The 26,569-nt window shown below is 69.9% G+C and carries 27 protein-coding genes and 1 pseudogene; 13 read left to right on the top strand and 15 right to left on the bottom strand.

Translation table 11 applies throughout. The features are described 5' to 3' along the window. Nucleotides 1–85: 85 nt before the first annotated feature. Nucleotides 86–1,075, top strand: coding sequence for a 4-hydroxy-3-methylbut-2-enyl diphosphate reductase (locus LY13_RS09370; protein WP_253827932.1), 990 nt, complete (start codon nt 86–88; stop codon nt 1,073–1,075). Nucleotides 1,076–1,230: 155 nt separating this feature from the next. Here the strand turns inward: LY13_RS09370 and LY13_RS09365 are convergent, their stop codons facing one another. Next, the gene (locus tag LY13_RS09365) at nt 1,231–2,319 is read right to left on the bottom strand and encodes a DUF6542 domain-containing protein (RefSeq protein WP_253827931.1); all 1,089 of its coding nucleotides are present in this window, start codon (nt 2,317–2,319) and stop codon (nt 1,231–1,233) included. Between the two features lie 212 nt (nt 2,320–2,531). Further along, a complete protein-coding gene (locus tag LY13_RS09360; protein WP_253827930.1) occupies nt 2,532–3,449 on the bottom strand; it encodes a DNA recombination protein RmuC in 918 nt (305 codons plus the stop codon). Nucleotides 3,450–3,631: 182 nt separating this feature from the next. Between LY13_RS09360 and LY13_RS09355 the strand changes: the two genes are divergently transcribed. From LY13_RS09355 to LY13_RS09340, 4 genes are all read left to right on the top strand, one after another. Continuing rightward, nucleotides 3,632–4,804 carry an exonuclease SbcCD subunit D gene (locus LY13_RS09355; protein ID WP_253827929.1) on the top strand — a complete coding sequence of 391 codons (1,173 nt, stop codon included), beginning with the start codon at nt 3,632–3,634 and terminating at the stop codon, nt 4,802–4,804. Further along, on the top strand, nt 4,801–7,812 hold the full coding sequence (locus tag LY13_RS09350) for an AAA family ATPase (RefSeq protein WP_253827928.1): 3,012 nt from the start codon (nt 4,801–4,803) through the stop codon (nt 7,810–7,812). Before LY13_RS09355 ends, LY13_RS09350 begins: the two co-directional genes overlap by 4 nt. 51 nt (nt 7,813–7,863) lie before the next feature. Next, on the top strand, nt 7,864–8,580 hold the full coding sequence (locus tag LY13_RS09345; protein WP_253827927.1) for a hypothetical protein: 717 nt from the start codon (nt 7,864–7,866) through the stop codon (nt 8,578–8,580). 146 nt (nt 8,581–8,726) lie between these two features. Beyond that, a complete protein-coding gene (locus LY13_RS09340) occupies nt 8,727–9,446 on the top strand; it encodes a hypothetical protein (RefSeq protein WP_253827926.1) in 720 nt (239 codons plus the stop codon). Between the two features lie 102 nt (nt 9,447–9,548). Here the strand turns inward: LY13_RS09340 and LY13_RS09335 are convergent, their stop codons facing one another. Then, nucleotides 9,549–10,052 (bottom strand): methylated-DNA--[protein]-cysteine S-methyltransferase, encoded by a 504-nt coding sequence (locus tag LY13_RS09335; protein WP_253827925.1) that lies wholly within the window; start codon nt 10,050–10,052, stop codon nt 9,549–9,551. Continuing rightward, nucleotides 10,049–11,674: a DNA-3-methyladenine glycosylase 2 family protein gene (locus LY13_RS09330; RefSeq protein WP_301298711.1), complete on the bottom strand. Its 1,626-nt coding sequence runs from the start codon at nt 11,672–11,674 to the stop codon at nt 10,049–10,051. Before LY13_RS09330 ends, LY13_RS09335 begins: the two co-directional genes overlap by 4 nt. A gap of 114 nt (nt 11,675–11,788) precedes the next feature. Between LY13_RS09330 and ychF the strand changes: the two genes are divergently transcribed. Further along, complete coding sequence (gene ychF, locus LY13_RS09325) at nt 11,789–12,871, top strand: redox-regulated ATPase YchF (RefSeq protein ID WP_253827924.1); 1,083 nt, start codon at nt 11,789–11,791, stop codon at nt 12,869–12,871. A gap of 345 nt (nt 12,872–13,216) precedes the next feature. Here ychF and LY13_RS09320 read toward each other — a convergent pair whose 3' ends face one another. The 3 genes from LY13_RS09320 to LY13_RS09310 all read right to left on the bottom strand — a co-directional run bounded on the left by LY13_RS09320 (nt 13,217) and on the right by LY13_RS09310 (nt 15,899). Further along, a complete protein-coding gene (locus tag LY13_RS09320; protein WP_253827923.1) occupies nt 13,217–14,275 on the bottom strand; it encodes an SgcJ/EcaC family oxidoreductase in 1,059 nt (352 codons plus the stop codon). Between the two features lie 217 nt (nt 14,276–14,492). Next, nucleotides 14,493–15,197, bottom strand: a complete 705-nt coding sequence (locus LY13_RS09315; RefSeq protein ID WP_253827922.1) for an alpha/beta hydrolase — start codon at nt 15,195–15,197, stop codon at nt 14,493–14,495. A gap of 141 nt (nt 15,198–15,338) precedes the next feature. After that, on the bottom strand, nt 15,339–15,899 hold the full coding sequence (locus tag LY13_RS09310; protein ID WP_253827921.1) for a carbonic anhydrase: 561 nt from the start codon (nt 15,897–15,899) through the stop codon (nt 15,339–15,341). 66 nt (nt 15,900–15,965) lie between these two features. On the opposite strand from LY13_RS09310, the gene LY13_RS09305 reads away from it, so the two are divergent. Beyond that, entirely contained in the window at nt 15,966–16,436 is a 471-nt protein-coding gene (locus tag LY13_RS09305; protein ID WP_253827920.1) for a MarR family winged helix-turn-helix transcriptional regulator, read from the top strand. Between the two features lie 514 nt (nt 16,437–16,950). On the opposite strand, the pseudogene LY13_RS09300 reads toward LY13_RS09305, so the two are convergent. Next, nucleotides 16,951–17,325: pseudogene (locus tag LY13_RS09300) on the bottom strand (IS30 family transposase); the annotation flags it as partial. A gap of 136 nt (nt 17,326–17,461) precedes the next feature. Here LY13_RS09300 and LY13_RS09295 point away from each other — a divergent pair. The 5 genes from LY13_RS09295 (at nt 17,462) to LY13_RS25640 (ending at nt 19,369) form a co-directional block, all read left to right on the top strand. Then, the gene (locus LY13_RS09295; RefSeq protein ID WP_253827919.1) at nt 17,462–17,614 is read left to right on the top strand and encodes a hypothetical protein; all 153 of its coding nucleotides are present in this window, start codon (nt 17,462–17,464) and stop codon (nt 17,612–17,614) included. Continuing rightward, nucleotides 17,611–18,063: a PIN domain-containing protein gene (locus tag LY13_RS09290; protein ID WP_253827918.1), complete on the top strand. Its 453-nt coding sequence runs from the start codon at nt 17,611–17,613 to the stop codon at nt 18,061–18,063. The genes LY13_RS09295 and LY13_RS09290 overlap by 4 nt, the downstream gene beginning before the upstream one ends. Before the next feature lie 142 nt (nt 18,064–18,205). Beyond that, nucleotides 18,206–18,814, top strand: coding sequence for a winged helix-turn-helix domain-containing protein (locus LY13_RS09285; protein WP_253827917.1), 609 nt, complete (start codon nt 18,206–18,208; stop codon nt 18,812–18,814). Next, nucleotides 18,807–19,247, top strand: a complete 441-nt coding sequence (locus LY13_RS09280; RefSeq protein WP_253827916.1) for a HEPN domain-containing protein — start codon at nt 18,807–18,809, stop codon at nt 19,245–19,247. Before LY13_RS09285 ends, LY13_RS09280 begins: the two co-directional genes overlap by 8 nt. Next, a complete protein-coding gene (locus LY13_RS25640; RefSeq protein WP_301298710.1) occupies nt 19,244–19,369 on the top strand; it encodes a PIN domain-containing protein in 126 nt (41 codons plus the stop codon). The genes LY13_RS09280 and LY13_RS25640 overlap by 4 nt, the downstream gene beginning before the upstream one ends. Nucleotides 19,370–19,438: 69 nt before the next feature. Here LY13_RS25640 and LY13_RS09275 read toward each other — a convergent pair whose 3' ends face one another. The 7 genes from LY13_RS09275 to LY13_RS25935 form a co-directional block, all read right to left on the bottom strand. Beyond that, entirely contained in the window at nt 19,439–20,611 is a 1,173-nt protein-coding gene (locus tag LY13_RS09275) for an RCC1 domain-containing protein (protein ID WP_253827915.1), read from the bottom strand. A gap of 31 nt (nt 20,612–20,642) precedes the next feature. Further along, nucleotides 20,643–21,125, bottom strand: a complete 483-nt coding sequence (locus LY13_RS09270; protein ID WP_253827914.1) for a GNAT family N-acetyltransferase — start codon at nt 21,123–21,125, stop codon at nt 20,643–20,645. Further along, nucleotides 21,100–21,372 carry a DUF3024 domain-containing protein gene (locus LY13_RS26155; protein WP_372493801.1) on the bottom strand — a complete coding sequence of 91 codons (273 nt, stop codon included), beginning with the start codon at nt 21,370–21,372 and terminating at the stop codon, nt 21,100–21,102. Before LY13_RS26155 ends, LY13_RS09270 begins: the two co-directional genes overlap by 26 nt. After that, nucleotides 21,369–21,908 carry an RloB family protein gene (locus LY13_RS09265; protein ID WP_253827913.1) on the bottom strand — a complete coding sequence of 180 codons (540 nt, stop codon included), beginning with the start codon at nt 21,906–21,908 and terminating at the stop codon, nt 21,369–21,371. Before LY13_RS09265 ends, LY13_RS26155 begins: the two co-directional genes overlap by 4 nt. Nucleotides 21,909–21,976: 68 nt before the next feature. Continuing rightward, nucleotides 21,977–23,308, bottom strand: coding sequence for an AAA family ATPase (locus tag LY13_RS09260; RefSeq protein WP_253827912.1), 1,332 nt, complete (start codon nt 23,306–23,308; stop codon nt 21,977–21,979). A gap of 259 nt (nt 23,309–23,567) precedes the next feature. Next, entirely contained in the window at nt 23,568–24,785 is a 1,218-nt protein-coding gene (locus LY13_RS09255) for a cytochrome P450 family protein (RefSeq protein WP_253827911.1), read from the bottom strand. A gap of 44 nt (nt 24,786–24,829) precedes the next feature. Continuing rightward, complete coding sequence (locus LY13_RS25935; RefSeq protein ID WP_253827910.1) at nt 24,830–25,780, bottom strand: hypothetical protein; 951 nt, start codon at nt 25,778–25,780, stop codon at nt 24,830–24,832. A 183-nt stretch (nt 25,781–25,963) separates the two neighbouring features. Between LY13_RS25935 and LY13_RS25930 the strand changes: the two genes are divergently transcribed. Continuing rightward, nucleotides 25,964–26,530, top strand: a complete 567-nt coding sequence (locus tag LY13_RS25930; RefSeq protein ID WP_253827909.1) for a dihydrofolate reductase family protein — start codon at nt 25,964–25,966, stop codon at nt 26,528–26,530. The last annotated feature ends 39 nt before the right edge of the window (nt 26,531–26,569 follow it).

Raw genomic sequence — 26,569 nt, 5'->3', positions numbered from 1 at the left:
CGCCGCGGAATCGCCGTGCACCGCGGCCGACGCCACATGCCTCGCGCGGTGACGGGCCTTTCGTGCGGTCCGTACCCTGGTACCCATGAGTGCAGCCAGCCCCAGCGGTGACCAGAACGGCAAGCGTGTGCTGCTCGCGAAGCCGCGCGGGTACTGCGCCGGTGTCGACCGTGCGGTGATCACGGTCGAGAAGGCGCTCGAGATGTACGGCCCGCCCGTCTACGTTCGCAAGGAGATCGTCCACAACCGCCATGTCGTGGACACGCTGAGGGAACGGGGCGTGATCTTCGTCGACGAGACCACCGAGGTGCCGGAGGGCGCGCTCGTCGTGTTCTCGGCCCACGGGGTCTCGCCCGCGGTGCACGAAGAGGCCGAGAAACGGAACCTGCGCACGATCGACGCGACGTGCCCGCTCGTGACGAAGGTGCACAAGGAGGTCAACCGGTTCGCCCGGGACGACTACGACATCATGCTCATCGGCCACCACGGTCACGAGGAGGTCGAAGGCACCTCCGGTGAGGCTCCCGAGAACGTCCAGCTCGTCGACACCCCCGAGGACGTGGCGCAGGTGCAGGTGCGTGACCCGGAGAAGGTCGTGTGGCTCTCGCAGACGACGCTGAGCGTCGACGAGACGATGCAGCGTGTCGACCAGCTCCGCGAGCGTTTCCCCGGCATCGCCGACCCGCCGAGCGACGACATCTGTTACGCGACGTCGAACCGCCAGGTTGCGGTCAAGGCGATGGCGGCCGAGTGCGACCTCGTGCTGGTGGTCGGCTCGCGCAACTCGTCGAACTCGCAGCGGCTGGTCGAGGTCGCGCTGCAGGCGGGCGCCAGCGACGCCCACCTGGTCGACTACGCCAACGAGGTCGACCCCGCGTGGCTCGACGGCGTCGAGACCGTCGGCGTGACCAGCGGTGCCTCCGTGCCCGACGTGCTCGTGATGGAGCTGCTCGACGACCTGGCCGGACGTGGCTGGGACGACGTGCAGGAGGTCACGACGGCCAACGAGAAGATCTCGTTCGCGCTGCCCCGGGAGCTGCGCTCCGACAAGGAGACCCGCAGCAGCGTGCGCTGAGGTCCCGCAGCTGCGGTCGCGCCGGGCGAGGCTCCGGCGCGACCGGCCCGCCGCGGGCGAACACGAGTGAGGCCGCCCTTCTCCCGACCGGGAAGGGCGGCCTCACTGTGCGTATGCGCCGCGTCGGTGTCCCGGGCCTGCGCGGCGGGCCGGACTCAGTCCTCGCCGTCCCACGGGCGGCGAGGCTGCCGGTCGCGGCCGGGCGGCGGTTCGGCTCCGCGGGGACGCTTGGGCCGCTCCGGAGGCTCCGGACGCTCGCCGCGTGGCGGCCGCTGCGGCCGTTTGGGTGCGGGGCCCGCGTCGGGCGGCGGCGTCCGCGGGGGCCGGGGAGGGCGCCGCTCGGCCGGCGGTGGCGTGCGGGACCCGCGGTCCTGGTCGGCGGGCCGGGGACGGCGCGGCGGCGCGTCCTCCGGTCCTCGGGGGCCCCTTCCCGGTGGACCGTCGGCGGGTCGGCCCCTGCGCTGCGGCTCGCTTCGGCCCGGTTCGCCCCGGCCCGGCTCTCCGCGCCCCGGTTCGCCGCGTCCCGGTTCTCCGCGGCTTGGGGCGCCGTCCGGGCGGTCCTCCGGAGGGCGTGGCTTGCGCGGGCGTCCCGACGTGCCGGAGTCGCCCGCGGGACGCCCGGCCCCCGCCGCGGCGTCGGAGTCCGCGACGGGATCTTCCGGAGCCTTGCCCTTCGCACCCTTCGCGGGGCGCTTCTCCTTCGCTGCCGCAGGACGCTCGTCGCCGGCGCCGGAGTCCCGGCTGCGCGTACGTTTCGAGGTGTCCTTGACGGGCCGGTCGGGATCGCGCTCCCGGTAGATGCGGAACACGCCGAGGGCGACCGTCAGTGCCGTCGCGATCGCCATCACCGGGAAGTTGTTGATCAGCGGCGTGCTGACGGCCAGCACGTCGGCCAGCATGTCGTTGCTTTCCGGCAGCGACGTCCCGGTGAGCACGACCAGGGGCACGACGACGGCCATGACCAGTGGTGGCTGGACCATCGGCCCGAACAGGTTGCGCCTGCGCACCGCCGCGACCGCGGCCAGCGCGCCCGCGACGTAGATCAACTGGAACGGCAGGCCGAGTCCGTCGGTCACCTGCGTGCTCAGTACCGCACCCGCGATCGCCGTGACCAGGGCGAGCAGCACCGCTCCCCACCAGGGCAGACCGCGCCGGGCACCGAACACGAGACGCTCGTCCCAGGGGACGGGCTCGTCCTCGTTCGCGGCGTCAGGATCGCTGCGGCGATCTCGTGTGGCGGTCACAGGGCAACACCGTAGCCGGTAGATCGGCCACGATCGCCAAGGATCCTCGACGTTCGTCGCACCGAGTGGTCGCACGCGCCTCTGCTCCGTGACATCCGGCACAGCCGCGGCGCCTCGTGTGAAGACCGGATGAGGTCGCGCGCCGCGACTCGGGTGATTCGTCGGGTTACCGGTCCGGTCACAGTGCCGGGACGGAATCCGACATGCGGTCCTCAGTTCGCGGAGGCCTCGTCGTTCTTCCGGATCGCGGGCACCGGCGCCGGGCTGGCCGCGGCCTCCGTCAGCGGCGCGACCGTGCCGCGGAAGTTCTCCAGCGCCTCCAACTCCCGCTTGCGGGCGGACAGGAACCGCTGCAGGTGCGTGCTCGACAGGTTCACGGCGTCCACGGCGCCCGCGGCCGCGCGGTGGGCCGACGCGGCGGAGGCTCTCACCTGTTCGACGTCGTCCAGCAGGGTGCGTTCCGTCGCGGCGAACATGGCGGCCGAGGCGATGACGGCGAAGCCCGTCGGGCCGCACAGGAACACGCGCCGGTCGAGCATCCACCGCAGCAGCTCTGGATCGGTGTCGAGCGCAGCGACGACCGCCGCGTCCGACGGCACGAACATGACCGTGCCGTAGATGGCGTCGGCCCAGCGTTGGTAGCCCTTCCCCGCCAACTCGGTGGCACGGGAGCGCAGGTTCCGCACGTGGACGCGCAGGGCGTCGATGCGCTCGTCGGGATCGTCGGTCTCGACCGCTTCGGCCCAGATCGCCAGACTCGCCTTGGCGTCGACCGGCACGGTGCGGTCACCCCCGACACGCAGCACCATGTCCGGCTTCGCCGCGCCGCCGCCCGCGAGGTCGGTCTGCAGCGTGTAGTGCAGGCCTTCCCGCAGGCCGAGTGCGCGGGCGGTCTCGGCCAGTACGTGTTCGCCGAGCTCGCCCCTGCCGCTGATCGAGGCGAACGCCACCTCGTACCGTCGGAGCGCCGCCTGCTGCTGGTCGAGCTTCACCCGTTCCGCCTCGACCTGCTTGGCCGCGTCATCGGCGCGGCGCATGCCGTCCTGGTACAGCCGCCACAGCAGCACGACCGCGCCCGCGAGCAGCACCGCCGCCACCGTCGCGACCGCGGCGAACACCGTCGAAGCCACAGGGCACGCTCCTCGTTCGTCGTTCGTCGTCCGGTTCGCCGTCCGGGTCGTGCCGCATGGTGGCGCACACCCCCGACAGAAAACGGCCAACGGGGGCCGCAGCCTAACGGGAACACACGTTCTAGTGACACGCCGGGTGGGTGTGCGGGGTTCTGTCGGTGCAGGCGCCTAGCGTTGATCGCGTGCGAATGCTCCATACCTCCGACTGGCACGTGGGCCGGACCTTCCACGGCGCGGACCTGCTCACCGAGCAGGCGGCCGCACTGGACCACCTCGCGGGGCTGGTTCGTGAAGAGGCGGTCGACGTGGTTCTCGTCGCGGGCGACATCTACGACCGTGCGGTGCCGTCCGCGGAGGCGGTGCGCGTCGCGACGACGGGTATGCGGCGGATCAGGGAGGCCGGGGCGGAGCTGGTGCTGACCTCGGGAAACCACGACTCCGCAGCCCGGCTCGGCGCGTTCGCCGAGTTCGCCGCGGCGGGCGGGCTGCACCTGCGGACCACCGTGGCAGGCATCGCAGAGCCGATCGTGTTCGGCGGTGGCGGAAAGCCCGGTGCGCCCGTGGTGGTGTACGGCATCCCGTACCTGGAGCCGGAGACCGCGCGGCACGCGCTCGGCATCGACGACAGGGGCCACACCGCGGTGCTGACGGAGGCGATGCGCCGCGTGAGGGACGACCTGGCGACCAGGCCGGAGGGGACGCGGTCGATCGTGCTGGCGCACGCGTTCGTCACCGGCGCGGCGGCGTGCGACTCCGAGCGGACGATCGCCGTCGGCGGTGTCGAGCAGGTGCCGGCGTCGGTGTTCGACGGCGTCGACTACGTGGCGCTGGGGCACCTGCACGGACCGCAGGTGCTGGACGAGCACATTCGCTACTCGGGCAGCCCGCTGGCGTACTCGTTCTCCGAGATGGCACAACGGAAGTCGGTCTTCCTGTTCGATGTGGACGAAGGCGGTATCGGGGAGGTGCGGCGCCGCGAACTGCCGGTGCCGAGGCCGCTGGCGACGATGCGCGGCGAGCTCGACGAACTGCTCGCTGCGCCCGAGTACGCGCAGCACGTCGACAGCTTCGTGTCGGCGACGTTGACCGATCGGGTCCGGCCCGTCGACGCGATGCGCAGGCTCAGGGAGCGGTTCCCGTACGCGGTGCACCTGGACTGGGAACCGGACGGTGCGGAGACGACCGCGCTGCGCTACGCGGAGGCGGTGCGCGGCCGGTCCGACACCGAGATCGCGCGGGGGTTCCTCGAGGACTGCCGGAACGCTCCGCCGAACGACCGGGAGGAGGCGTTGCTCGTGGCGGCCCTGGAGGCGGCGGGCAAACACGATCCGGGACAGGACGGTGAGCAGCGATGAGGTTGCACCGGCTCGAGGTCTCGGCGTTCGGTCCGTACGCGGGCCGTGAGGTGGTGGACTTCGACACCCTGGGGGCCGACGGGCTCTTCCTGTTGCACGGCGACACGGGCGCGGGCAAGACGACGTTGCTGGACGCCGTGGCGTTCGCGCTGTTCGGCAAGGTCCCCGGCGCACGGGCGGAGGCCAAGCGGTTCCGCTGCGACACGGCAGGCCGCGACACGCAGACCGTGGTCACACTGGAGCTGACGGTGCAGGGGCACCGGTTCCGGATCGTGCGCAATCCCGAGTACGAACGGCCGAAGGTACGCGGCGAGGGCACGACGAAGCAGCAGGCGAAGGCGTCGCTGACGTGGCTCGACGATCCGCCGAGCGGGCAGCCGCCGGAGGGCGTCACCCGTGTCGACGAGGTCGCGCGGACCGTGGAGCGGTTGCTCGGCATGACCGGTGACCAGTTCTTCCAGGTGGTGCTGCTCCCGCAGGGCGAGTTCGCACGGTTCCTGCGGGCGGACACGAAGGACCGCGAAGACCTGCTGGAGAAGCTGTTCGGCACGCAGCGCTTCTTCGACGCCGAGAAGTGGTTCAGCGAGCGCAGGCAGCAGAAGCGGCGGGAACTGAACGAGCAGCGGCAGTCGGTGCGCGAGTGGCTGGCACGGATCGGCCAGGTCGCACGCGAGGACCCGCCCGAGGACGCCGCCGCCGACTGGGTGGCCGAGGTGCGGAACCGTGCGTCCGAAGCGGTCGCCGAGGCGACAGCGGCGGCCGACGCGTCCGCCACGGCGCGGGAACGTGCGGCGGCGGAGCTCGAGGAGCGGCGCACCGAGGCCGACCGGGTACGCCGGGTGCGCAACGCGCACGAGAGCCTGGCCGAGCTGGCGAAGGAAGCGGACCTGCGCGGCGAGTGGAAGTCCGAACTCGCGGCCGCGCGGCGGGCGTCGACGGTGACCGGCCTCGCGGCGGAGGCCGACCGGCAGCGCGAGCGGCTCGACCGCGCGGTCGAGCGGGACCGGAGGGCACGGGAGACGGTCGTGGCCTGCGGGCGTGCCGACGGTCGGGTGGGTTCGGAGCTCGACGCCGGCGATCCCGACGTCGCGACGTTGCGCACCCGCGCGGGTGAGGTGCGCGAAGAAGCGGGCACGCTGGCCGGGCTCGTCGAGGAGGCCGAGCAGCAGCACCGGGATCGCCACCGCTTGCAGGAGCTGGTGGAGACCTCCGAGTACGCCACCGCGCAGGCGGCGGCACTGGGCGAGAAGTTGGCCGGGCTGCCGGAACGTACGCGGCAGCTGCGGTCCGAACTGGACGCCGCGGCCGAGGCGGCGGTACGCCTCGACGCCGTCCGCACACGAGAGAGCGAGCTGGCCGGCCTGCTGGGCGAGGCGGAGCGCGTTCCGACGTTGGAGCAGGAGGCCGCCCGCGCGCGTGAGGCGGAGCAGGCGGCGGTCGACGCGCACCAGTCGGCGCGCGAGGAGCTGCTCGACCTGCGGGCACGGCGACTCGCCGGCATGGCGGGCGAACTCGCGGGTGAGCTGCGGGACGGCGAACCCTGCGCCGTGTGCGGTTCCGAGACCCACCCCGCTCCGGCGGTGAACCGCGACGGCGTGGGCGAGGCGGAGGAACGCGCCGCCACCGAGGCAGAACAGGCCGCGGAACAGCGCAGGAGCCGGGCGGCGACCGCACGGCACGAGGCCGACGCGGCGCTCGCGGCCGTCGTCGAACGCCTCGGCGACCGGACCGCCGACCAGCTGCGCTCCGAAGTGGACGAGGTCCGTGCCGAGCTGGCCACGCTGACCGAGGCGGCGGGCCGCAAGGACCGGCTGGAGCAGCTCGTGCGCGCCGGCGAAGCCGAGTACGAGGACCTCACCGCCCAGCGGACGTCGGCCGAGCGGGACGCGGCCGCGGCGGAGGAACAGCGACGCGGGCTCGCCGACCAGGTGGAGCAGCGGCAGCGACGCCTCGAGGAGGCGGCGGGCGAGTTCGCGGACGTCGCGGCGCGGCGCGCGCACCTGACGGAACTGGCCGGGGCGCTCGACGGGCTCGCCGACGCCAGGGCCGAGCTGCGCGAGGCCCGCGAGCGCGTCGACGAGCACGTGGCGGCCGCAGCGGAGGCAGCGCGGACGGCCGGGTTCGCCGACGTCGACGAGGCGCGCGCCGCGGCCCGCGGCCAGGAGCGGATTGCGGAGCTCGAACAGTCGCTCGCCGACGCCGAACAGGCCGAGGCGACGGCTCGTGCCGTGCTGGCCGAACCGGAACTGTTCGGTGTCGAGCCGGACCGGGTGGTCGACGTCGAATCGGCCCGGCAGGCGGCCGAGCAGGCGCGGCAGCAGGCCGAACAGGACGCGGCGACCCTGCAGGAACACACGCGGCGCGCCCGTGACCTCGACGCGCTCGCGGGTGAATTGGACGCCGTGCTGCGGCAACTCGCACCCGCCGAGGAGGAGTTCGCCGAGCTGGACGCGCTCACGGAGGTCGTGAACGGCCGTGGGCAGAACGCCCGCCGCATGTCGCTGCGGTCCTACGTGCTCGCGGCGCGGCTCGAAGAGGTGGCGGTCGCGGCCACGGCGCGGTTGCGGTCGATGAGCCACGGCCGGTACTCGCTCGTGCACTCCGACGCACCCGGCAGTCACGGCAAGAGCGGCGGGCTGGGCCTCGACGTGCTCGACGACTACTCCGGGATGGTGCGCTCGGCGAAGACGTTGTCGGGCGGTGAGTCGTTCCTGGCGTCGCTGTCGCTCGCGCTCGGACTGGCGGACGTCGTGGCTGCCGAGACCGGTGGTGCGTTGCTGGACACGTTGTTCGTCGACGAGGGCTTCGGCACGCTGGACGGCGAAACCCTCGACGTGGTCATGGACGTGCTCGACGAACTCCGCGCGGGCGGACGTGTCGTCGGGCTGGTGTCGCACGTCGAGGAGCTGCGCCAGCGCATCCCGACGCGGTTGCGGGTGCGCAAGGCCCGCACCGGTTCGAGCGTGCGGATCGAAGGCGGTCTCGACGGGGACATCGGCGTCGCCTGACGGCCGCCACTTTACTGGGGTATCAGGCCGGACTGCGTAGCCTGGCCCGCAATGACTTCTGACGGCACCGAACAAGCGACCGGGATCGTCGGCGGCGATCAGGACGAGACGAGGGAGGAGGCCCAGCCGCCGCACTCGTCTCCCCACTCCGGCATTCCCTCGGACGGCACGGCTCCCGCAGAGGGCACGGCAACCGCAGAGGGCACGGTGCCCGAGGGCGCCACGGCTCCCCCAGTGGCCACGGTTCCCACAGACGACACGGTTCCCACAGACGACACGCGTCCTGCAGATGACACGGTTCCCGCGGAGAGTGCCGCTGCTGTGGGTGCCGGTACGTCGCGTGCCGGATCCTCGGGCTCGGGCGTCGGTGTGCTCGGTGGCATCGCTCTGGTGAGTTCCGGGCTCGGGTTGAGCTCGCTCATCGGCAATCCGTTGAGTGACATGTTGCGTGCCCGGCAGGAGATCGTCGGCCAGATCGAAGCCGGCACCGGCGGCGGTGGTGACCAGATCGAGGCGTTCTACGGTGCGCCGTGGCACACGACCGCGCTGGTCAACGGGATCATCGCGCTCGTCGCCGTGGTCGTAGGGGCCGTCGTGCTCTTCGCGCACACGCGCCGCGCCGACAAGCGGCCCTGGGTCACGGCCCTGGCCGTGGGCGGTGTCGTCCTCGGACTGCTCGGGGTGTTGCTCGCGGGCGGCATGTACCTGGACCTGTTCGCCGCCCAGCCGGAGCTGCCCGCCGCGCCGCAACTCGGCGCAGGGGGCTGACACGCGCCACGGCACGCAGGCCGGGGCTTTCCTCCTCTGACCCGAGCAATCGATGCCGGGTCGGCGGTGGGTGTTCGCGGGGCTGCGCGGAGCCACCAGCGGCCGGGGACGTCCGGGCGCACCTACGACAGTTCGGAGGGTCGGATATGCGACCTCACCTGACATTGCTCGCCACGGTCGCCGCCGGCGCGGTCGTGCTCGCCGGTTGCGGCGGCGGGGAGACCGACAACGCCGGTGGGCAGGGCGGCCCGGCGAGCGGTTCGGCGTCGAGCTTGGCGAGCCCCGGCCCGTCGGGATCGCAGCAGGGCGGCCAGGGCGACGCGCAGGTCAGCCAGGAGGGCGTCCGGTGGATCGACGGGTTCTGCGGGAGCCTGGCCGAGTTCTCGGCATCGTCGCAGGGCACGCCGCCGCCCCAGTCGCAGGATCCGGCGGCGGTGAAGAAGTCGATGACGACGATGCTCGGGGCGATCACCCAGGGCGTCGACAAGTTCCTGGCCGACATGAACGCGATGGGTTCGTCGCCCACCGAGGGCGGTGACCAGTTCCTCGCGACCGCCAAGGAGTCGTACAAGAAGCTCCGTTCGACGGCCGGTGAGGCGAAGACGGAGCTCGACAAGGCGCCGGATTCGGACCAGGCCACGAAGCAGGCCGTGCAGTCGGCGAGCAGCAAGCTGCAGCAGGTGGACCTGCAGAAGCCGATCAAACAGTTGCAGTCGAACCCGCAGCTGTCGGGCGAGTTCCAGCAGGCTCCGGAATGCCGGAAGTTGCTCCAGGCCGCACAACAGCAGCAGGGCGGGCAGCAGCAACCGCCGCAGCAACAACCACAGCAGCCGCAACCGCAGCAACCACAGCAGCCGGGCAACTGAGGCGCAGCCGGCGGCGAGGCCGGAGCGGGTGGTGCCGATTCGGGCGGGGTGACATGCGTGTCGCTCCGCCCGGATCCGTGTCGTGACCGGTTCGCCTGCCGGTCAGGCGGGGTGTTCGTGTGCGAGCAGGCGCCGTTTGACGTCGACGCCCCACCGGAAGCCGCCCATCGCGCCGCCGACGCGCAGCACGCGGTGGCAGGGCACGAACAGGGCACAGGCGTTGCGTGCGCAGGCCGACGCGGCGGCGCGGACGGCGTCCGGGCGTCCGGCGAGCGCGGCCAGGTCCGTGTAGGTCACGGATTTCCCTGCGGGCACCGTGCGGAGGACGTCCCAGGCGTGGCCGAGGAACTCCCCGGAACGCTGGCGCACGACGATCGGGTCGACGGCGTCGAACTCGCCGCGGTGGTAGCGGTGGACGGCCGCCGTGACATCGCCCAGGTCGCGTTTCTCGCGGACTTCGGCGGGCCGGAGGGACGGCGAGACAACGGGGAGAAGTTCGTCCACATCAGACGTCCAGCCGGAGGCGAGGACCGCGCCGTCGGCGGCCACGATCGCCGTGAACGGACCGACATGGGTGTCCTGTGTGGACCAGGTGGCGGTGGTCATGGGGTTCCTTCCTGAGCGTCGACAGGTGGTGTTCCGGAGCGTGTCGTCGGCCCGTCCGGGTTGGCGCCGGCGTGGCCGGAGGTGGTCGGGTTCTGCACGGCGGCCGCCCAGAGGTGCATGCCCGCGTAGGACCGCCACGGTCGCCAGGAAAGCGCGCGATCCGACAGTGACTGCGGGTCGATGCCGATCGCGGCGGCACCGTGTCGCAGCGCGAGGTCGCCGCCGACCAGTACGTCGGGCCTGCCGAGTGCGCGCATGACGACGTAGTCGGCGGTCCACGGGCCGATCCCCGGCAGCGCCAGCAGGTCGTCGCGCAGTTCGTCGGGGTCGCGGCCTGCGTGGACGGCGAGGTCGCCGGAGGCCAGGGCGGCGGCGACGGTGCGGATCCCGTCGATGCGGCTGCGGGCTCCGCGCAGGACGTCGGTGGCGTGGTCGGCCACGGCCGACGCGGTGGGGAACAGCCGCATCGGCGTTTCCGTCTCGGTGGCGTCTTCCGTCGGGCCGGCGCCAGGGAGGGCGTCGCCGAGTTCGCCGACGAGGCGGTTCGTGGTGGTGCGGGCGGCGGCGACCGACACCTGTTGGCCGAGCATGGTGCGCAGCACGAGTTCGGGCCCGTCGACGGCGCCGGGGAGGCGGATGCCGGGCCGGGCCGTGACGAGCGGTGCCAGCGCCACGTCGTGGCGGAGGGCGTCGTCGACGGCTGCCGGGTCGGCGTCGAGGTCGAGCAGCCTGCGCACTCGTGCGACGGCTCCGGCGAGGTCGCGGACGTCGGTGAGCCACAGCTCGCACCGCACGTGGGCAGTGCGGTCGGCCGCCGCCGCGGAGGTGGGCGTCACGCTCATCCGGCCGGGCCCGTGGGGCAGGCGCAGTGTCCGCGTGTAGCGGGTGGCGGTGGCCGTCTCGACGCCGGTGAGCGCGCGGGCCGCGAGGAAGGCCAGCAGGCCGTCGCCGTCGAACGGTGGGCGCAGTGGCAGGCGCAGCGTCAGTCTCGTGCCGGACACCGGTTCCGCCTGGGCCTGGTCGTCGACGCGCCGGGACGTCGCACGGGTGCGCAGGTCGGACGGGGGCATCCCGAACACGGAGCGGATCGTGTCGTTGAACTGCCGCACGCTCGCGAAGCCCGCGGCGAACGCGACGTCGGTGAGCGGCATCGCGGAGCGTTCGATGAGCAGCCGGGCGGCGTGCGCGCGGTGGGCGCGGGCGAGTGCGAGCGGGCCCGCGCCCAGTTCGGCGGTGAGCACCCGGCCGAGCTGGCGTTCCGAGTAGCCCAGCCGCCGCGCCAGCCCGGGGACGCCTTCCCGTTCGACGGTGCCTTCGGCGATGAGCCGCATGGCGCGGGCGGCGAGGTCGGCGCGGACGTTCCAGTCGGGCGAGCCGGGCACCGCGTCGGGCAGGCAGCGGCGGCAGGCGCGAAAGCCGCGGGCCTGGGCTGCGGCGGCAGTGGGGAAGAAGTCGACGTTGCCGCGCTTGGGGGTGATCGCGGGGCAGGACGGGCGGCAGTAGATGCCGGTGGTGCGCACACCGGTGATGAACCGGCCGTCGAACCGGGCGTCGCGCGAGCGCACGGCCGCGTAGCAGCGGTCGGTGTCGAGCCAGATGCCCGTGGTGGCCGTTTCGGTCATGCCGCCGATACTGCCACCAGGTCAGCGCCGTGACTCGCGGAAATCGGACACCACGGCCGGGGTGGTGGCACGGGATCGTGAGGGGCGTGTCGGCGGCACGTACACTCACGAGTCGTGAGTTTGACCCTCGGCATCGTAGGCCTGCCCAACGTCGGCAAGTCGACCCTGTTCAACGCCCTGACCCGCAACGACGTGCTCGCGGCGAACTATCCGTTCGCGACGATCGAGCCCAACGTCGGTGTCGTCCCGCTGCCCGATTCGCGCCTGGACAAGCTGGCCGAGATGTTCGACTCGGCGAAGACGGTCCCGGCGACGGTGTCGTTCGTCGACATCGCCGGCATCGTCAAGGGCGCCTCCGAGGGGGCGGGGCTCGGCAACAAGTTCCTCGCCAACATCCGCGAGGCCAACGCGATCTGCCAGGTCATCCGCGTGTTCGACGATCCGGACGTCACGCACGTCGACGGCACGATCGACCCGACGTCGGACATCGAGACGATCAACACCGAGCTCATCCTCGCCGATCTGCAGACTCTGGAGAAGGCGCTGACGCGGATGGAGAAGGAGGCGCGCACGAAGAAGGAGGCGCGCCCGGCGTTGGAGAACGCGAAGAAGGCCAAGGAGATCCTCGACTCCGGTCGCACGCTGTTCGCCGCGCAGAAGGAGGTCGACCTCGAGCTGCTGCGTGAGCTGAGCCTGCTGACGGTCAAACCGTTCCTGTACGTGTTCAACGCCGACGAGGGCATCCTCGCCGACGAGGCCAAGCGTGCCGAGCTGGCCGAGCTGGTCGCGCCCGCCGACGCCGTGTTCCTCGACGCGAAGGTCGAGGCCGAGCTGCTGGAGCTGGACGACGAAGAGGCGGTCCAGGAGCTGCTCGAATCGGTCGGCCAGGAGGAACCAGGCCTGAACGCACTGGCCCGCGCCGGGTTCCACACCCTCGGGCTGCAGACCTACCTCACGGCGGGCCCCAAGGAGGCGCGCGCCTGGACGATCCCGCAGGGCGCCACCGCGCCGCAGGCGGCGGGCGTCATCCACACGGACTTCGAGCGCGGCTTCATCAAGGCCGAGATCACCTCCTACGACGACCTGATGGCCGCAGGCTCCATGGCCGACGCGCGCTCCGCCGGCAAGGTCCGCATGGAGGGCAAGGACTACGTCATGCACGACGGCGACGTGGTCGAATTCAGATTCAATGTATAAATGCCTGGTCAGAGCTGGTTTCGGAGCGCGCAGTTCACCGTGGTCGAGTTCCGCTTCAACGTGTAGCCGCTGACATATCACCACGTCGCTGATCTGGCAAACGCCCAGGTCAGAGAGGGCCCGACTCCTCGGAGTCGGGCCCTTGGTTTTTCTCCCGCGCTGGGATGGTGCTGGGATATCTGACCCCTCGTCACCTGTCATCACCCCTGCTCATCCCTACCGTGCTGGGATGGGAACGCCCGTGCTGGGTTTCGGACAGTGCGCTGCCCGGTGCGACGGGTGAGTAGGGAGAGGATACATCCACACGCCTTCTTCACGGCCTCATGGCCCCGTGCGGAAACAAATCTACACCCGCCCGACGTTGTCGAACGGGTCGTCCACGACGTGGGCCCAGCCGCCGTCCGGCTGACGTCGGAGGATCTCGGTGGTGGTGGAGATCACCGGCTCCGGTCCGGCTCCGGTGAGTGTGGCGTTGTTCGACACCAGGGCGATGTCGTCAACCTGTCGGATGTCTCGCAGTTCGAGGTTGAGGTGGGAGCCGCTGTCGACCATCTGCTGCATGGCCGCGCGGATGGCGTCGGTGCCCGTCAAGTGAGTCCCGGGGGCAGGAACGAAGTGGGCGTTCGGCTCGTAGAGCGACACCAGACCCTCGACGTCCCCTGCCTCCAGGTACTCCATGAACAAGGTCCCCACCTGCTGAGGCGTCTCAGCGCGGCGCCGGGCGGTGAGACCGACCGGCTTGTCGCCCCAGCCGGCCGAGGCCAGTAGGTCGTACCAGGAGGGATAGGCGCCGTACGGCAGGTGACGGCGCAGCAGCTCGCCCGGGAAGGTGATCGGGGATGCCTTGTGCGGCTTGGCCGTGGCCTGGGTGAGGATGGCGTCGCTGAGCGCGTAGGCCAGGTCCAGGCGCGGGAGCAGGACGTGCACATCGTCGGCGAGGCCGGATGGCAGGCTGTCACGCTGGACTCCGAGGATGTCGGTGCCGATACCGGCCTGGGCCGGCGCGACCTCCGTGCCCTTCCGCGCGGCGATGCCGTCCGAGGTGTGCAGGGCGATGGCGTCCCAGGCGATGGCGATACGCCGTTCCTCGACGCCGCGCTCGCGCAGGAATGCCGCTGCGGCGTCAGCGCCGTCGACTTCGAAGCGCTGGTCGCCGTTGCCCTCGTCAGTCAGGCCGATGTCGTGCAGAACACAGCTGAGGAACAGCAACTCGTCGTCGTAGTCGCTACCGGCGCGCAGACCCTGAGCATGAGCATGAGCGCGAGCGAAAACATAGCTACGGACGCTGTGATGGAGAACGAATGCGGGCGAGATCCGGTCCACATAGGCATAGGTGTCCCGGGCGAGGCTCGTGTCGGGCAGGTCGAGCTGCTCGAAGACGGACAAGCCTGCATCTGCGGTCATGATGTGTGTCTTTCGTCCGGATGCCCCGGTACGGGGACGATTGGTTCGGTGTCTCGGCGACGCGCTGACGCGTGCCGGGTCTTGGAGGTGCTGCGCACGGCACGTGGAGCGACGGCGGATCGCCCTGCCAGGGATGTGCGGTTGCCGTCGGTGCGGCTGGTGGAGTGGTGCGGTTTGCTGGAGGGGATGAAGGGGGCGTGCGCGGCCCCCCGGCGGGTCAGACGCGCTTTGTGAAGTCCTTGGCGGCGCGCTCGACGAAGTCCGCGACGCGCTTGGGATGTGAGACGAAGGCCGTGTGGGAGGCGTCGATGTCCTCGGTGTGTGCGTGCATCCGGTCGGCCATGTCCCGCTGCAACTGAGGCGGGATGGCGTTGTCGTCGTTGGAGACGAGGTACCAGGTCGGCTTCCGGTCCCATCCCCGGACGGTGGCGGCCTCGGTGAACGCGAATGCGGACAGCGGCCGCTGCGTCGCGTACATCGCGCGGGCCAGCTCGTCGGAGGAGTCGGCGTAGAACACCTCGCGGAACCGGCCGGGGTTGATGTAGAGATCGGGGCCGCCCGGGGCGCCGGGGGCGTCGTACGGGGTCGGCGCGTTCTCGGTGGCGAGCAGCGACGGCGCGTACCCGTCCTGTGCGCTGAGGCAGCTCTCGCCGACATCGAGGCCGAAAGCGACCAGGTAGACCAGCCCGATCACGTTGTCGAGGCCGACGGCGGCGTGGCTGATGACGGCGCCGGCGTAGGAGTGGCCGACGAGCACGACGGGGCCGTCGACGGCCGCGACGCGGGTCCGGATGGACGCCGCGTCGGACGCGAGAGCGCGCAGCGGGTTCGGCGGAGCGACGACGGTGAAGCCGTCGGCTTCGAGGCCGGAGATCAGTCCGCTGTAGCCGTGCCGGCAGGGGCGAAGCGCCTGCCGGCCCACGAACGCGTCACCGCGGCGCGATGTGCGAGCGAACTCAGGTTCCCGGACGAACTTCTTCCTGAAGGCGACGGGCCTGCGCCCAGGCGCCTGGCAGGCGGCGACGATCCTCGACTGACCCGTCGGCGCTCGCCTCCCGCTCGGCTACCTGCTGGCCGGCGCAACGGGTTCGGCGGCGGTCTCAACGACGTGTTCGACGACGGTCTCGACGAGCCCGGTCTCCAGCCGCAGCACGTATCCCGACACGGACGCGAGGACCTCGCTGGTCATCAGTGGGTCGCCGAGGAGCTTCTCGACGTCGCGCTGCACGGTCGCGGCCGGGTCCGTGACCGCACGCTCGGCGAGCACGGTGTCGTCGCCTCCGGTGCGCTCTGCGAAGGAGTGGCGGAACGCCGGGTCGGCGAGCAGACCGGTGCCGCACTGCGTGTGATGCACGATCGCGACGTCCATCCTGACCCCGAGCCGCACCGCCAGATATGCGATGTCCTCGGTCACCCGGCCGTCTACCCGTCCGCCCGTGTTCCGCAGCACTCCCGCTTCCCCGGGTCCGAGCCCGAGGAAGCCCGCCGGCTCGACTCGCGGATCGGCACAGACCAGTACCAGCGGCAGCCGCTCCGGCATCGATTCCGGCATCGCCAGCCGGGCGAGGTCGACGTTCGCCGCGAAAGCCTGGTTGCGCTTCAAGAACTCGTCGAAGTCCGACACGATTCCTCCATGTGGTGTATCTGCAACAGTGAGCGTGTCGGCTACACTACATACGAGGAGGTGCATATGCAACACCAGGGATCGGAAGAGCTGCGGCGGCGGGCTCTGTGGATGGCTGACCGGTGTCTCGGCAGGCGCATCGCGCGGTTGCAACGGCTCGTCTCGCGGCGCTTCGAGGCGGAGTTGCGGGAGTCGGGACTCACTCTGGCGCAGGTCGAAGTGCTCTCCGAGATGGCCGTCTCCGGCGAGCCCGTCCGCCCGTCGGAGATCGCCGGCTGGCTCGGCATCGAACGCTCCACGATCAGCCGGAACCTCGACCTGCTCGCCCAACTCGGTTACGTCCGTGCCGCAGAGACCTCGGCGACCGGGCGAACGACCCGTGTCGTCGTGACCGACGCCGGCCACCAGGCGCTGGCGGACGCCCAGCCCGCCTGGGAACGGGCGCAGGCATGGATCAGCGGCGCGGTCGACGAGGACGCCGTCGACGCACTCGACCGCTGGCTCACCGCCCTCGAACTCGCCCCACGGCCCCGCTGACCCTGAACGTCCGACCCGAAGGCTACGGCGACCACGGTGCCCGCCTGCTCAAATTCAGAATTTTTTAGTGCCCGACCCAATGAACGACACCGACCGGCGCACTCAGCGTCACGGACATGTAGTCTATGAATCGTCGCAGTTCAGAGCCGGTATCCGGGCTCCTGCGGTCGGTAATATCGAGTACAAGCGCGGCACGGATGCCGGCGTGATCAACCAGGGCCTGTACTACATGGCCTGGCTGACCGCGCACCGGAGCGCCTTCGATGCCCTGGTCCGAGACAGGCTCGGGGCTCTAGCTGCGGCCCAGGTCCTGTGGAGCGCCCCCCGCCTGATCTGTGTTGCCGGCGACTTCACCCGCTACGACGCGCACGCCGTGCGCGAGCACCAGCGCAGCATCGACCTGGTCCGCTACCGGTACTTCGGCAACGAGCACATCGGCCTTGAGACCGTGGCCTCTGTCGCCGGAAAATCGCACGCGGGCATGCGGGTGCGTCGGCGCGCGGCCGTGTTTGAGGGCGACGGCTTCGAGTTCCTCGGCCGGCCAGCGGGATAGATCCGTGCCCTTCGGGAAGTACTGACGCAGCAGCCCGTTGGTGTTCTCGTTCGTCGGTCGCTGCCACGGCGAGTGCGGATCGGCGAAGAACACCTTCGTCCCGGTCTCGAGCGCGAACTGGGCATGTCCGGACAGCTCTTTTCCACGGTCCCAGGTCAGGGTCTTGCGCAACTGCTCGGGCAGCTTCGTCATCGACGCGCTCAGCGCGGCGTTCATCGCGACGGCGCCGTAGCCGCCGAGCGACGGACCGTTCTTCACCGGTGACACCTCTCCCCAGCCCTCCAGCCTGGGCAGGTGGACCAGGATCGTGGACCGGCTGCTGCGCTCGACGAGCGTGCGGAACTCGGTCGAGTTCCGGTTCAATGTGTGACCGACGAACGGACTGGCAGACGCGCTGAACTTCAGTTCATCTGTGGCCGAGTCGCCCAGGCGTTGACCTGTGATCCTCTGGCTCGTCGGGCACAACCGCTCCATGGAGGCCGAAGTTCGCGCCATCCTCAGCGCGGCGCGCAGCACCGACGTCGACGACCCGGTGGGTCGCGTCCTGGCCGATATGGGCGGCGGGGGTGCTGAGCCGGTCGAGGTGCCCGACCAGCTCGAGCACGAGCACGCGGACTTCCAGTGACTCAGGGCGAGCAGCCGATCGTCCTGGATACCGATGTCGTCTCGGAGCTCGCCAGGTCCCGGCCCGACCCCGAGGTCGTCGCCTACCTTCGCCGGGTCAGTCACCGCACCCTGATCACCACGGTCGTCCTTGGTGAGATCCATCTGGGGGTCGAGCTCCTCGATGAGGGGCGCCGGAAAGTCGAGCTGCGTCGGCACGCCGACAGCGTTCGCGAGGCCTACCGGCAACGAACCATCCCGTTCACAGCTGAGGCGGCCCAGCACTACGCCGCGAGCGTTGCGCAGTTGCAGGCGCAGGGGCTGACGATGTCGGCGAACGACGCCTACATAGCTGCCTCGACGGTGACCTCGAACGCGCAGCTGGCCACGCTGAACATCAAGGACTTCGAGAACTACCCCGGGCTCGATGTGATCGATCCGCGCGCAGGCCACGGGCAGTCGTCGTCGTGACAGCCCTCCCGTGGCTCTGACTGATCCGGAGTGCCGACGATTGCCAGACGTCGGTCTGTGCCGGAACGCGGTCGAGTTCCGGTTGAACGTGTGAACCGGAACCGTTGACGTTTCCTATATCCGGAAGATATCTTTACGTTTTGTGAAGACTCCTCCGTCGCAGTTGACGCCGTTCGTGCGGTCCGATGCTGTCGGGGCGATCCTCGCGGAGCTGCTGGGGCATCCCGACCGCGAGTTCTCGCTGTCCGAGCTGGGGCGTCGCACGGGGGTGAGCGGCCCTGTCGTCCACCGCGAGGTCGGCCGGTTGCTGGAGAGCGATGTGCTGCGCGATCGGCACGAGGGGCGGAACCGGCTCGTGCGCGCGAACGAGGAGCATCCGTTGTTCGCCCTCATGCGTGACCTGATCGCGGCGACGTACGGTCCCGTCCCGGTGCTGCGTGAACTGTTCGACGGCGTCGACGGTACGGACCATGTGTTCATCTACGGTTCGTGGGCCGCGCGCCGCGCAGGGGAGAGTGGGGCGTTTCCGAACGATATCGATCTGCTCGTCGTCGGCTCCGTGCCTCGCCGGACCTTGTCGGCGATCGCGACCGAGGCGGGTGAACGACTCGACCTTCCCGTGAACGCGACCCGGCTCGGACACGACGATTGGGAAGCCGACGAGCCGTCGCCGTTCGTCTCGACGATCAGGTCGCGCCCGATCGTCGACGTGCTGACCGGTGATGTGCTGACCGGTGACGTGCATGTCTGACGTGGTCGAGCAGATGGTGGCGAACCGTCGCCTCGAGCGCGTGGATCCGAATGTCGAGCATGCGCTCGCCGTCGTGCAGACGGCGGAACGTCACCTCACCACCGCGAGGATGCTCGCCGAGACCGACGACCAGGGGATGGCGTTCACCGCCGTGTATGACGGCGCGCGGAAGGCGCTCACCGCCGTGCTCGCGATCGAGGGTCTGCGTGTGCGGCTGGTGGGCGGTGCTCACCGGAACACGGGAACCGCCGCGGCAGTGTTCGTCGACGATCCGTCGCTCGACGAGTTCGATTGGATGCGGCAGGTGCGCAATGCGACCGAGTATCCGGATCTCGATCGTCCGACGGCGACCGCTCAGGATGTCGCAGAGGCGATCGACGCTGCGGGTGCGATCGTCGCCGCCTGCGCGGCTCACGTGCGACGTCGCACGTGACGTCGGGTGGATGCTCGAGTGATATCGGGAAGGCCGGTCTGACGGTATTGGCCGTGGACAAGAACTTCGAACTGATCGCCGAGATCACGGGCCAACCGGTGGAGATGCTCGCGCTGCGCTGAAAGTCGGACGTCGCGTCGTGCGACGACCTGATGGCGCAGGTCCCATTGGACTGCCAGACGTGCTGGACTTCAGTTCCTCTGTGGCCGAGTCGCCCAGGCGTCGACGTTGCACTGCTGATCGTCGTGGTCGCCCGCGGCCACGACTGTTCCGTCGGCGCGCAGCCCGAGCGAGTGCTTCGCACCGGCTGCGATCGCCGTGATGTCGGTCCATGACTGGACATCGCACTGGCCGAACTGGTTGTCGCCCCTTGCGTAGACGGTTCCGTCCCGGCTCAGTGCGAGGGTGTGGATGGAGCCGGCTGCCACGGAGGTGATGCCCCTCCACGCCGACACGTCACACTGGCCCCTGCTGCCATCGCCGACAGCGACGACGGTGCCGTCCTCACGTAGGCCGACGGTGTGCAGGTAGCCGGCGGAGACGCCGGACACGTATCTCCACCGGGCGACGTCGGTTTGTCCTCGCCGGTTGTTGCCCGTTGCGAGGGTTGTGCCGCCGCGTCGAACGGCGACCGTGTGCCAGTCGCCGCACGCGATCGCGACGATCTCGCTCCACGACTGCACGTCACACTGTCCTTCCGCGGTGCGACCGGTGGCTACGACCGTCCCGTCGGCACGAAGGCCCACGGTTGTCCTCCAACCGGCGGCTATTGCCGTGATCTCGCGCCACTGCGTGACGGCGGTCTGCCCCGCGTCACTCCAGCCGGTAGCGAGCGCGGTCCCGTCGGCTCGGAGCCCCACGGTGTGAGACTTGCCGGTATTGCGGGCCGTGTGGACACTGCCGGCGGCTACGGCGATGACGTCGGACCAATGCAGGACGTCACACTCGCCGGCTTGATTGTTGCCCGTGGCCACCACGGTCCCGTCGTCACGACGTAGCACCGAGTGCCGGGCCCCGGCCGCGAGTACGGTGCGCACGTGGACCTCCGCTGCGGTTCTCGTCTCCACCTGATCGTAGGCAGTCTTACCGGCCGTCGCGGCAGCTTGGCGTTTCGTGACCCCATCGCGAAGTGGCGAGGGTCGTCGGTGCGGAACTCGGTCGAGTTCCAGTACTCGCTGGCCAGGCACCTCGAAGGGATCGCGGCGATCGTGGGGAGCCACTTCCGATACGAGGAACGGCAGCTGCTCGTCGTGCTCGAGACGCTCACGCTCGATGGGGCTGCTGAAGCGCGTGCTGGGGCCGCCCTGAGAGGTTGCTGCTCGTGGCGACGTCGTGCAGCTCCGGTTCAATGTGTGAAGCGACATCGCGCAGAGCTCGTCTCGCTACCGACGTGAACTACCCGCGGATCATGCGCCGCTCAACGCCTACTGGCTCGGTCTTACAGGTGCCATCGAAGCGGAAGCCTTGCCGTTCGTAGAATTCGACGGCTCGACGGTTGCCGTCGAGGACCCAGAGGTAGGCCGGGGCATCGCCGATCGCCGAGTCGAGGAGTGCGTAACCGACTCCGGTCCCGTAGCACTCGGCTCGCACGTAGAGCGCCATCACCTCACGCTTCGGCAAGCCCGGAGCGGGCTCGTCCCGGGCGGGGCCGACACTGGTGAAGCCGATCAGCCGCCCGACGTCGTCCTCCGCGACGAGCTCGGTTCTCGTGCGGCCTGTGAGGATCCTCCGCCAGTTCTCGACGCGTTCCTCTCGGTTGATACGCCGCTCGGCAAGGATGTCGGCGTCGATGAGCCCGGTGTACGCCTCATCCCACACGTCGAGATGCAGGTCGGTCAGCACCTCCGCATCGTCAAGAGCCGTGGGCCGGATCCGCATGGCGAGATCGTATACGGCTACGGCCGTCCGCTACCTTCGCTTTTCTCGGCAACGGGACAAGCCCCGAGGTCCTTCCCCAGAAGATCGGGTCCTCATGGCTGTCGAGGTAATCGAGCCGAACTCGGACGTTCTTCGTCGGGCGGTTGCGCTTGTACTCGTGGAAATTCATGCGACGATCGCGCCAGTAGAGACTCCACCGGCCTGTCGTTCGCGTGTAGCGGAGCCGAGCGATCGGGATCGTGGTCACTCGTGGCGTCGCCCCGACATGAGGTCCACGAGAACCGGCATCGCAGAGGAAGGATCGGGGCCGATTCTTCCCGGCCCGAGATCTGGGTCCGCCCGCCGAGCGATCTCACATGCCTCGTGTACGGCGTGGAACGGGAAGTTCCCGGCGAGCATCTTCCTCGTGACCAGTCCCAGCTTCGCGATGAGACCGTCCAGCTGCGTGGTACTCAGCGCGGAGCGCTTGTCCTCCGCGTGCCAGCGCAGCCATGTTTCGAACTTGAGGTTCGAAACCAGCACCAGGATCGACTCGCGGGAGGCGAGTTGGCAGGCTGCCGGCAACGCTTCGTGCTCGTCGACATCGACCAGGCAGACGCAGACGTCGTAGCCCTTCCCAACGTTTGCCGCATCGTCTCGGATATCGATGCACTTCCGGACAACCTTCATCGGGTCTTTGCCCACGGCGACCGATTTCACGACCGCAGTCGCGCCAGTGCTGCGCAAATAGCGATCCAAACCCTCGACATACTGGGGTTCGGTCTGCAATCCCTCGGTGACCACGAGGATGCGTCGGGTGAATTGCTTCCTGGGCCTGCTGGTTGGCCGACCCCGCCTGCGCGCCGCCACCCTCAGTGTTCCTCGGAGTCGACGAGTGCCGCCAGAGTGCTCGGCGAGAGTCGCGGGGTCCCGCCGTACCGGCCGGTGAGATAGCGCCGCGCCACGTTCGCGTCGGGATGTTTCGGGAAGTCGGCGAGGCAGGTCAGCTCGGTGACGCCCTCGTAGGTCTTGTCGGTGAGCCACACCTGTTCGGGTTCCAACGTCACCTCGCTCAGCGGTGAGAGGACGTAGGACTCGTGGCTCGTGAAGAGGAGCTGCGCCTGCCGAGTGTTGACCAGCGGATCTGCGAACGCTCCCAGTAGGACTTCGAGCAGGTGGGGATGCAGGCTCGCGTCGATCTCGTCGACAAGGAGCAACCCGCCCCTGCGCAGTGCCTCCAGTGCGGGCACTGCGATGGCGAGCCAGGCGATCGTCCCGTCGCTCTCGTCCTGAATGGAGAACTGGGGACACTCGTCTGCGGTGCCGTGGTGGGTGAAGACCAGATGCCGTACCACCTGGGCGAGCTGGTCGTCGTCGAGTTCGCCGGACTCGACGTCCTCGTCGGCGGGTTCGCTGGGCTTGTCCTCGTCCTCGCGCAGCTCGCGCCGGAGCCGATGGAGCGCACGCCGCACGTTGTCGGGGATGTTGGCTTCCTCGATGCTGACCGTCGCGACACCGGTGTCGGCGACCTGGAGCAGCGCTTCGAGGTCGCCGAAGGTGATTGCGCCTTCCGCCAGCGCGTCCGCGATTCCCGCCAGGCGCGCCTCGCGGTGGGAGTCTTTCACCAGCACGCAGTCGAAGTCGGAGGCCAGCCCTCGAGCCACCGGGTTCAAGAGCGAGTCGTGCAGCAACAGGGCCCGGCTGAGCACGAGCTCACGCCCTGTCACCTCGATCTTCGCGCGCAGGCTCTGGTGGAACTTCAGTCTGCCCGCATCCCGGTCGCGGTCCAGCAGCGTGCGCCAGCGCGAGCTGGGAACATCGCGCAGCCACTCGCGCTTGATCCCGTCCTGGTCGACCTCGAAGCCGTACAGATGCCGGCGTCCCTCGTGGACGAAGTCGAGCTCGTAGGTGCTCGACGAGGTACGCGCGGTCCCGTCGAGCAGGAACGGCGCCCGCTGCATGGATTTCGATGCCTGCCAGGTCGTCGCGGACAGCCTGATCGCCGTGAAGGCGTAGCGGAGTGCGTCCAGCACAGCGGACTTGCCGGTCGCGTTGCCGCCGAAGACACCCGCGATCGGGTACGTCACGGCCGTCCAGTCGTCGTCCTGCGGCCGGAGGGTCCGCAGCGACGGGCGCGTGAGATCGACCGTGATCTCGTCGCGGATGCTTTGGTGGTTGTGCACCGTGAAGCTCAGCAGGGTCACTTCGCGACCGTAACATGTGGAGCGCTCTACATGTTACGGTTCTCGAGCGAGAGGAGCGGCTCAGTTGGTGTTCGTGACCTGAGCTGTTCGAGGGAGCGGCCAGCGTATCGTCGGCCGGCCGCGCTGTTGCTGCATCTGCTTGGTCCCGGTGAGGTACCGGCCCTGTCGGCTCGGCCCGGGGAAACGACGGCCGCCCGGTCCGCTCGGCTGGTGTCAGCGCGCGGGTTGTCGACGGTGTGCTTCGGGGTCGTGGCCCGGGTCAGTCGTGGCGGGCCGGGGCCCTGGTTGCCCGCACCGGGAGAGCGGCGAGTCTGCGGGCCGTTCCGGGTTGCCAGCGGATCTCGTCGCCGGTGGTGGCGAGGCCGAGGGCGTCGAACCGGGTCAGCAGGGTGCGGAAGGCCAGGTCGGCCTCCGTGCGGGCCAGCGAAGCACCCAGGCAGTAGTGGATTCCGTTGCCGAACGCGAGGTGGGGATTGTCCTGCCGGTCGAGCACGGTGCTGTCGGCCGCGTCGAATCGCCGCGGGTCGCGATTCGCCGTCGTGTAGACGATCTGCACCGGGTCGCCCTCGGGAATCGTCACGCCACCGAGCTCGACGTCGTGTTTGGCGTAACGCATCGGCGCGATCTCCGCAGGGCCCGCTACGCGCAGCATCTCCTCGACCGCGGCCGGTACCGCGTTAAGGTCGCCGCGCAGGCGTTCCTGTTCCTCCGGCCGGTTCAGCAGGAGCAACAGCCCCTCGCTCAGCACGCTCACCGTCGTCTCGTGACCGGCCAGCAGCAGCGTCAGCGACAGCGAGATCAGCTCCCGATCGGTGAGCCGGTCGCCGTCGGAGTCCCGCACCTCGATCAGCGCGCTGAGCAGGCCGTCGTCTCCGGCCGCACGCTTCCGCTCGATCAGCTCGGACATGTAGGTCACCAGACCGCGGGCGCTGTCGGCCATCGCGCCCGGATCCGGCGCCGTCAGCCCGGACGACCACTGCCGCCAGCGTTCCGTGTCCTCGCCGGGCACACCCAGCAGTTCGCAGATCACCCGGACCGGCAGGGGATGGGCGAACCGCTCGACGACATCGAACGGTTCGTCCGGGAAATCGTCGACCAGCTCGTCGATCATGGTCTGGATCCGGGGCCGCAGCGACTCCACCCGCCGCACCGTGAACGCCCGCGACACCAGGCGCCGCAGCCGCGCGTGGTCCGGCGGATCGTAGGCACCGAGGGTTTCCGACATGTACGGCGCGACGTCCTCGGGCAGTCCGGCGGTGGCCAGCACGTCCACCGAGTCCTTCCGCGTGTTGATGTCGTTGCTGAACGATCCCGGGTCCTTGAGCACGGCGAGCGCCTCGTCGTAGCCGGTGACCAACCAGACCGGCGACCGGTCGAAGTAGCGTCCGCGCCGGACCGGTGGCGCCGATCCGATCTCGGCCCAGAACGCGTCCCGGTCGGGGGTGGTCAACAGATCGGCCAGGTGCGGTTCGGTCATCGCGATCCCCCAGCGGCGGAGTGGTCTTCGTCGGGGCTTTCCTATCAGTCGAACGCGGGTCGCAGCTCCTCCTGGACCTGTTCGACTCTTCCGGGTGACACGTTCCAACGCATGTGGTCGTCGTACTCGAGGACGACGTCGTAGCTGCCGTCGGTGATTCGCAGCTGGAAGAGCGCCTTCACCGGCCGGGGCTGCTCATTCGGACAGCGGTCGGCGAGAAACGCATCGAGTTCCGGTTCGATCAGTCGTGACCGCACGGAGATCGCCGTGATCGCCGTACCGGGGCCGTAGACGTAGCCGTACGACTCGCTGCACGAACCGTCCTCGCTCAGCCCGACGACGAGAGCCAAGGACTCCCACCCGGCGGGTGCAGGAGCGTCGCGTCCGTCCCGGGGCTCGTCGAGTACGCCGACGATCGCCTGCATCAGCGGGCCGAGTGAGTCGCCTGCATGGGCTTCGTCGGTGTCGTTCACCGAGAGCGGGTCGAGGATCTCGGTCGGCGCGACGATGATGCCGACGAGTTGTTCCACCGAGCGGCGTCGAAGGAGCCGTTGTTCTCGGCGATCGAACACTGCGACGACGATGCGCCGGTTGGTCGCCTGCCACCACAGCGCCTGATTGCCACCCGCGTACTGGGCGAGCAGCTTGAGGAGCGAACGCACGTCGAGCTTGGCGGTATCGGGATCGTAGTCGGGGAACGAGTCGAGCTCGAGTGGCCGCCGCGTGCCCCACCGGTGGTCCATCGCCTCGGTCAGCGGTTCGCGTTCGCTCACGGGCCGGGGCGGCGACCAGCCGGTCAACGGGAGGAGCCGCAGGATGCCCCACGCGGTGATCCCCGAAAAGGCCCCGAGCTGCCAGTCCTGCTGGGCCTCGTCCTCGTCGTCGGCGTGCGGCCAGGGCATCTCCGCGAGCAGGCCGACGGTGTCGAGGAGGGAGTCCTGATTCTCCTGGATTTCGTCGGCGATCGGGTCGTCGGGGTGGTTTTCTCGGGGCACGTCGTTCTCCCATCGGATCCTGCGGGCACAACAGATACAGACCACGCGGCCGCACGCTGTCCTCGGGTCCGGACAGAAAGCCGCCCGGTATCTCTGGAGCGCACCGGTTGCGGCCCGGGTACCGCACGCTCTACGTTCGCTGTGAACCGATTGCGACCCCCGGTCGGTCGTGGGGGTGATGACGTGGTGGGAACGCTCAGCTACACGGCCACCGTGTCGCTCGACGGCTATGCCGCCGATGCGGACGGCAACTTCCAGTGGTCGGCGCCGAGCGGCGAGGTGTTCGAGTTCCATGTGGACCGGATGGCCGCGGTGTCCACCGAAGTGCTGGGTCGCAACACGTATCTGCTGATGCGGTACTGGGATTCTCCTCCGCAGGACGACTCGTGGAGCGCGCTCGAGCACGAATTCGCACGGCGGTGGTCCCGCATCGACCACGTGGTGGCATCCTCGACGTTGACCCGCGGCGACCTCGCCTCCGACCGGGTCCGACTCGTGCCCGAACTTCGGCTCACCGAGCTGGAGAAGATCGTCGCCGATGCCGCGGGCCAGGTCGAGATCTTCGGGCCGACGACGGCGAGCGCGGCCATCCGCGCCGGCATGGTGCGGGACTTCCGGTTCTTCGTGGTTCCCCGTGCGGTCGGTGGGGGACTCCGCGCGCTGCCCGACGACGTGCAGCTCGACCTGCGCCTCGTCGAACACCGCATCTTCGGCAACGGCACCGCGTATCTGCACTATCGGCCACGCTGAGCGGGCGTCGGCCGACAGTGGAGGGCGAGCGGCACCGCG

The sequence above is a fragment of the Prauserella aidingensis genome, assembly GCF_024171865.1.
Taxonomy (GTDB): Bacteria; Actinomycetota; Actinomycetes; order Mycobacteriales; family Pseudonocardiaceae; genus Prauserella; species Prauserella aidingensis.
The sequence above is the reverse complement of the archived record's forward strand: the minus strand, read 5'-3'. Positions and strand labels throughout refer to the sequence as shown.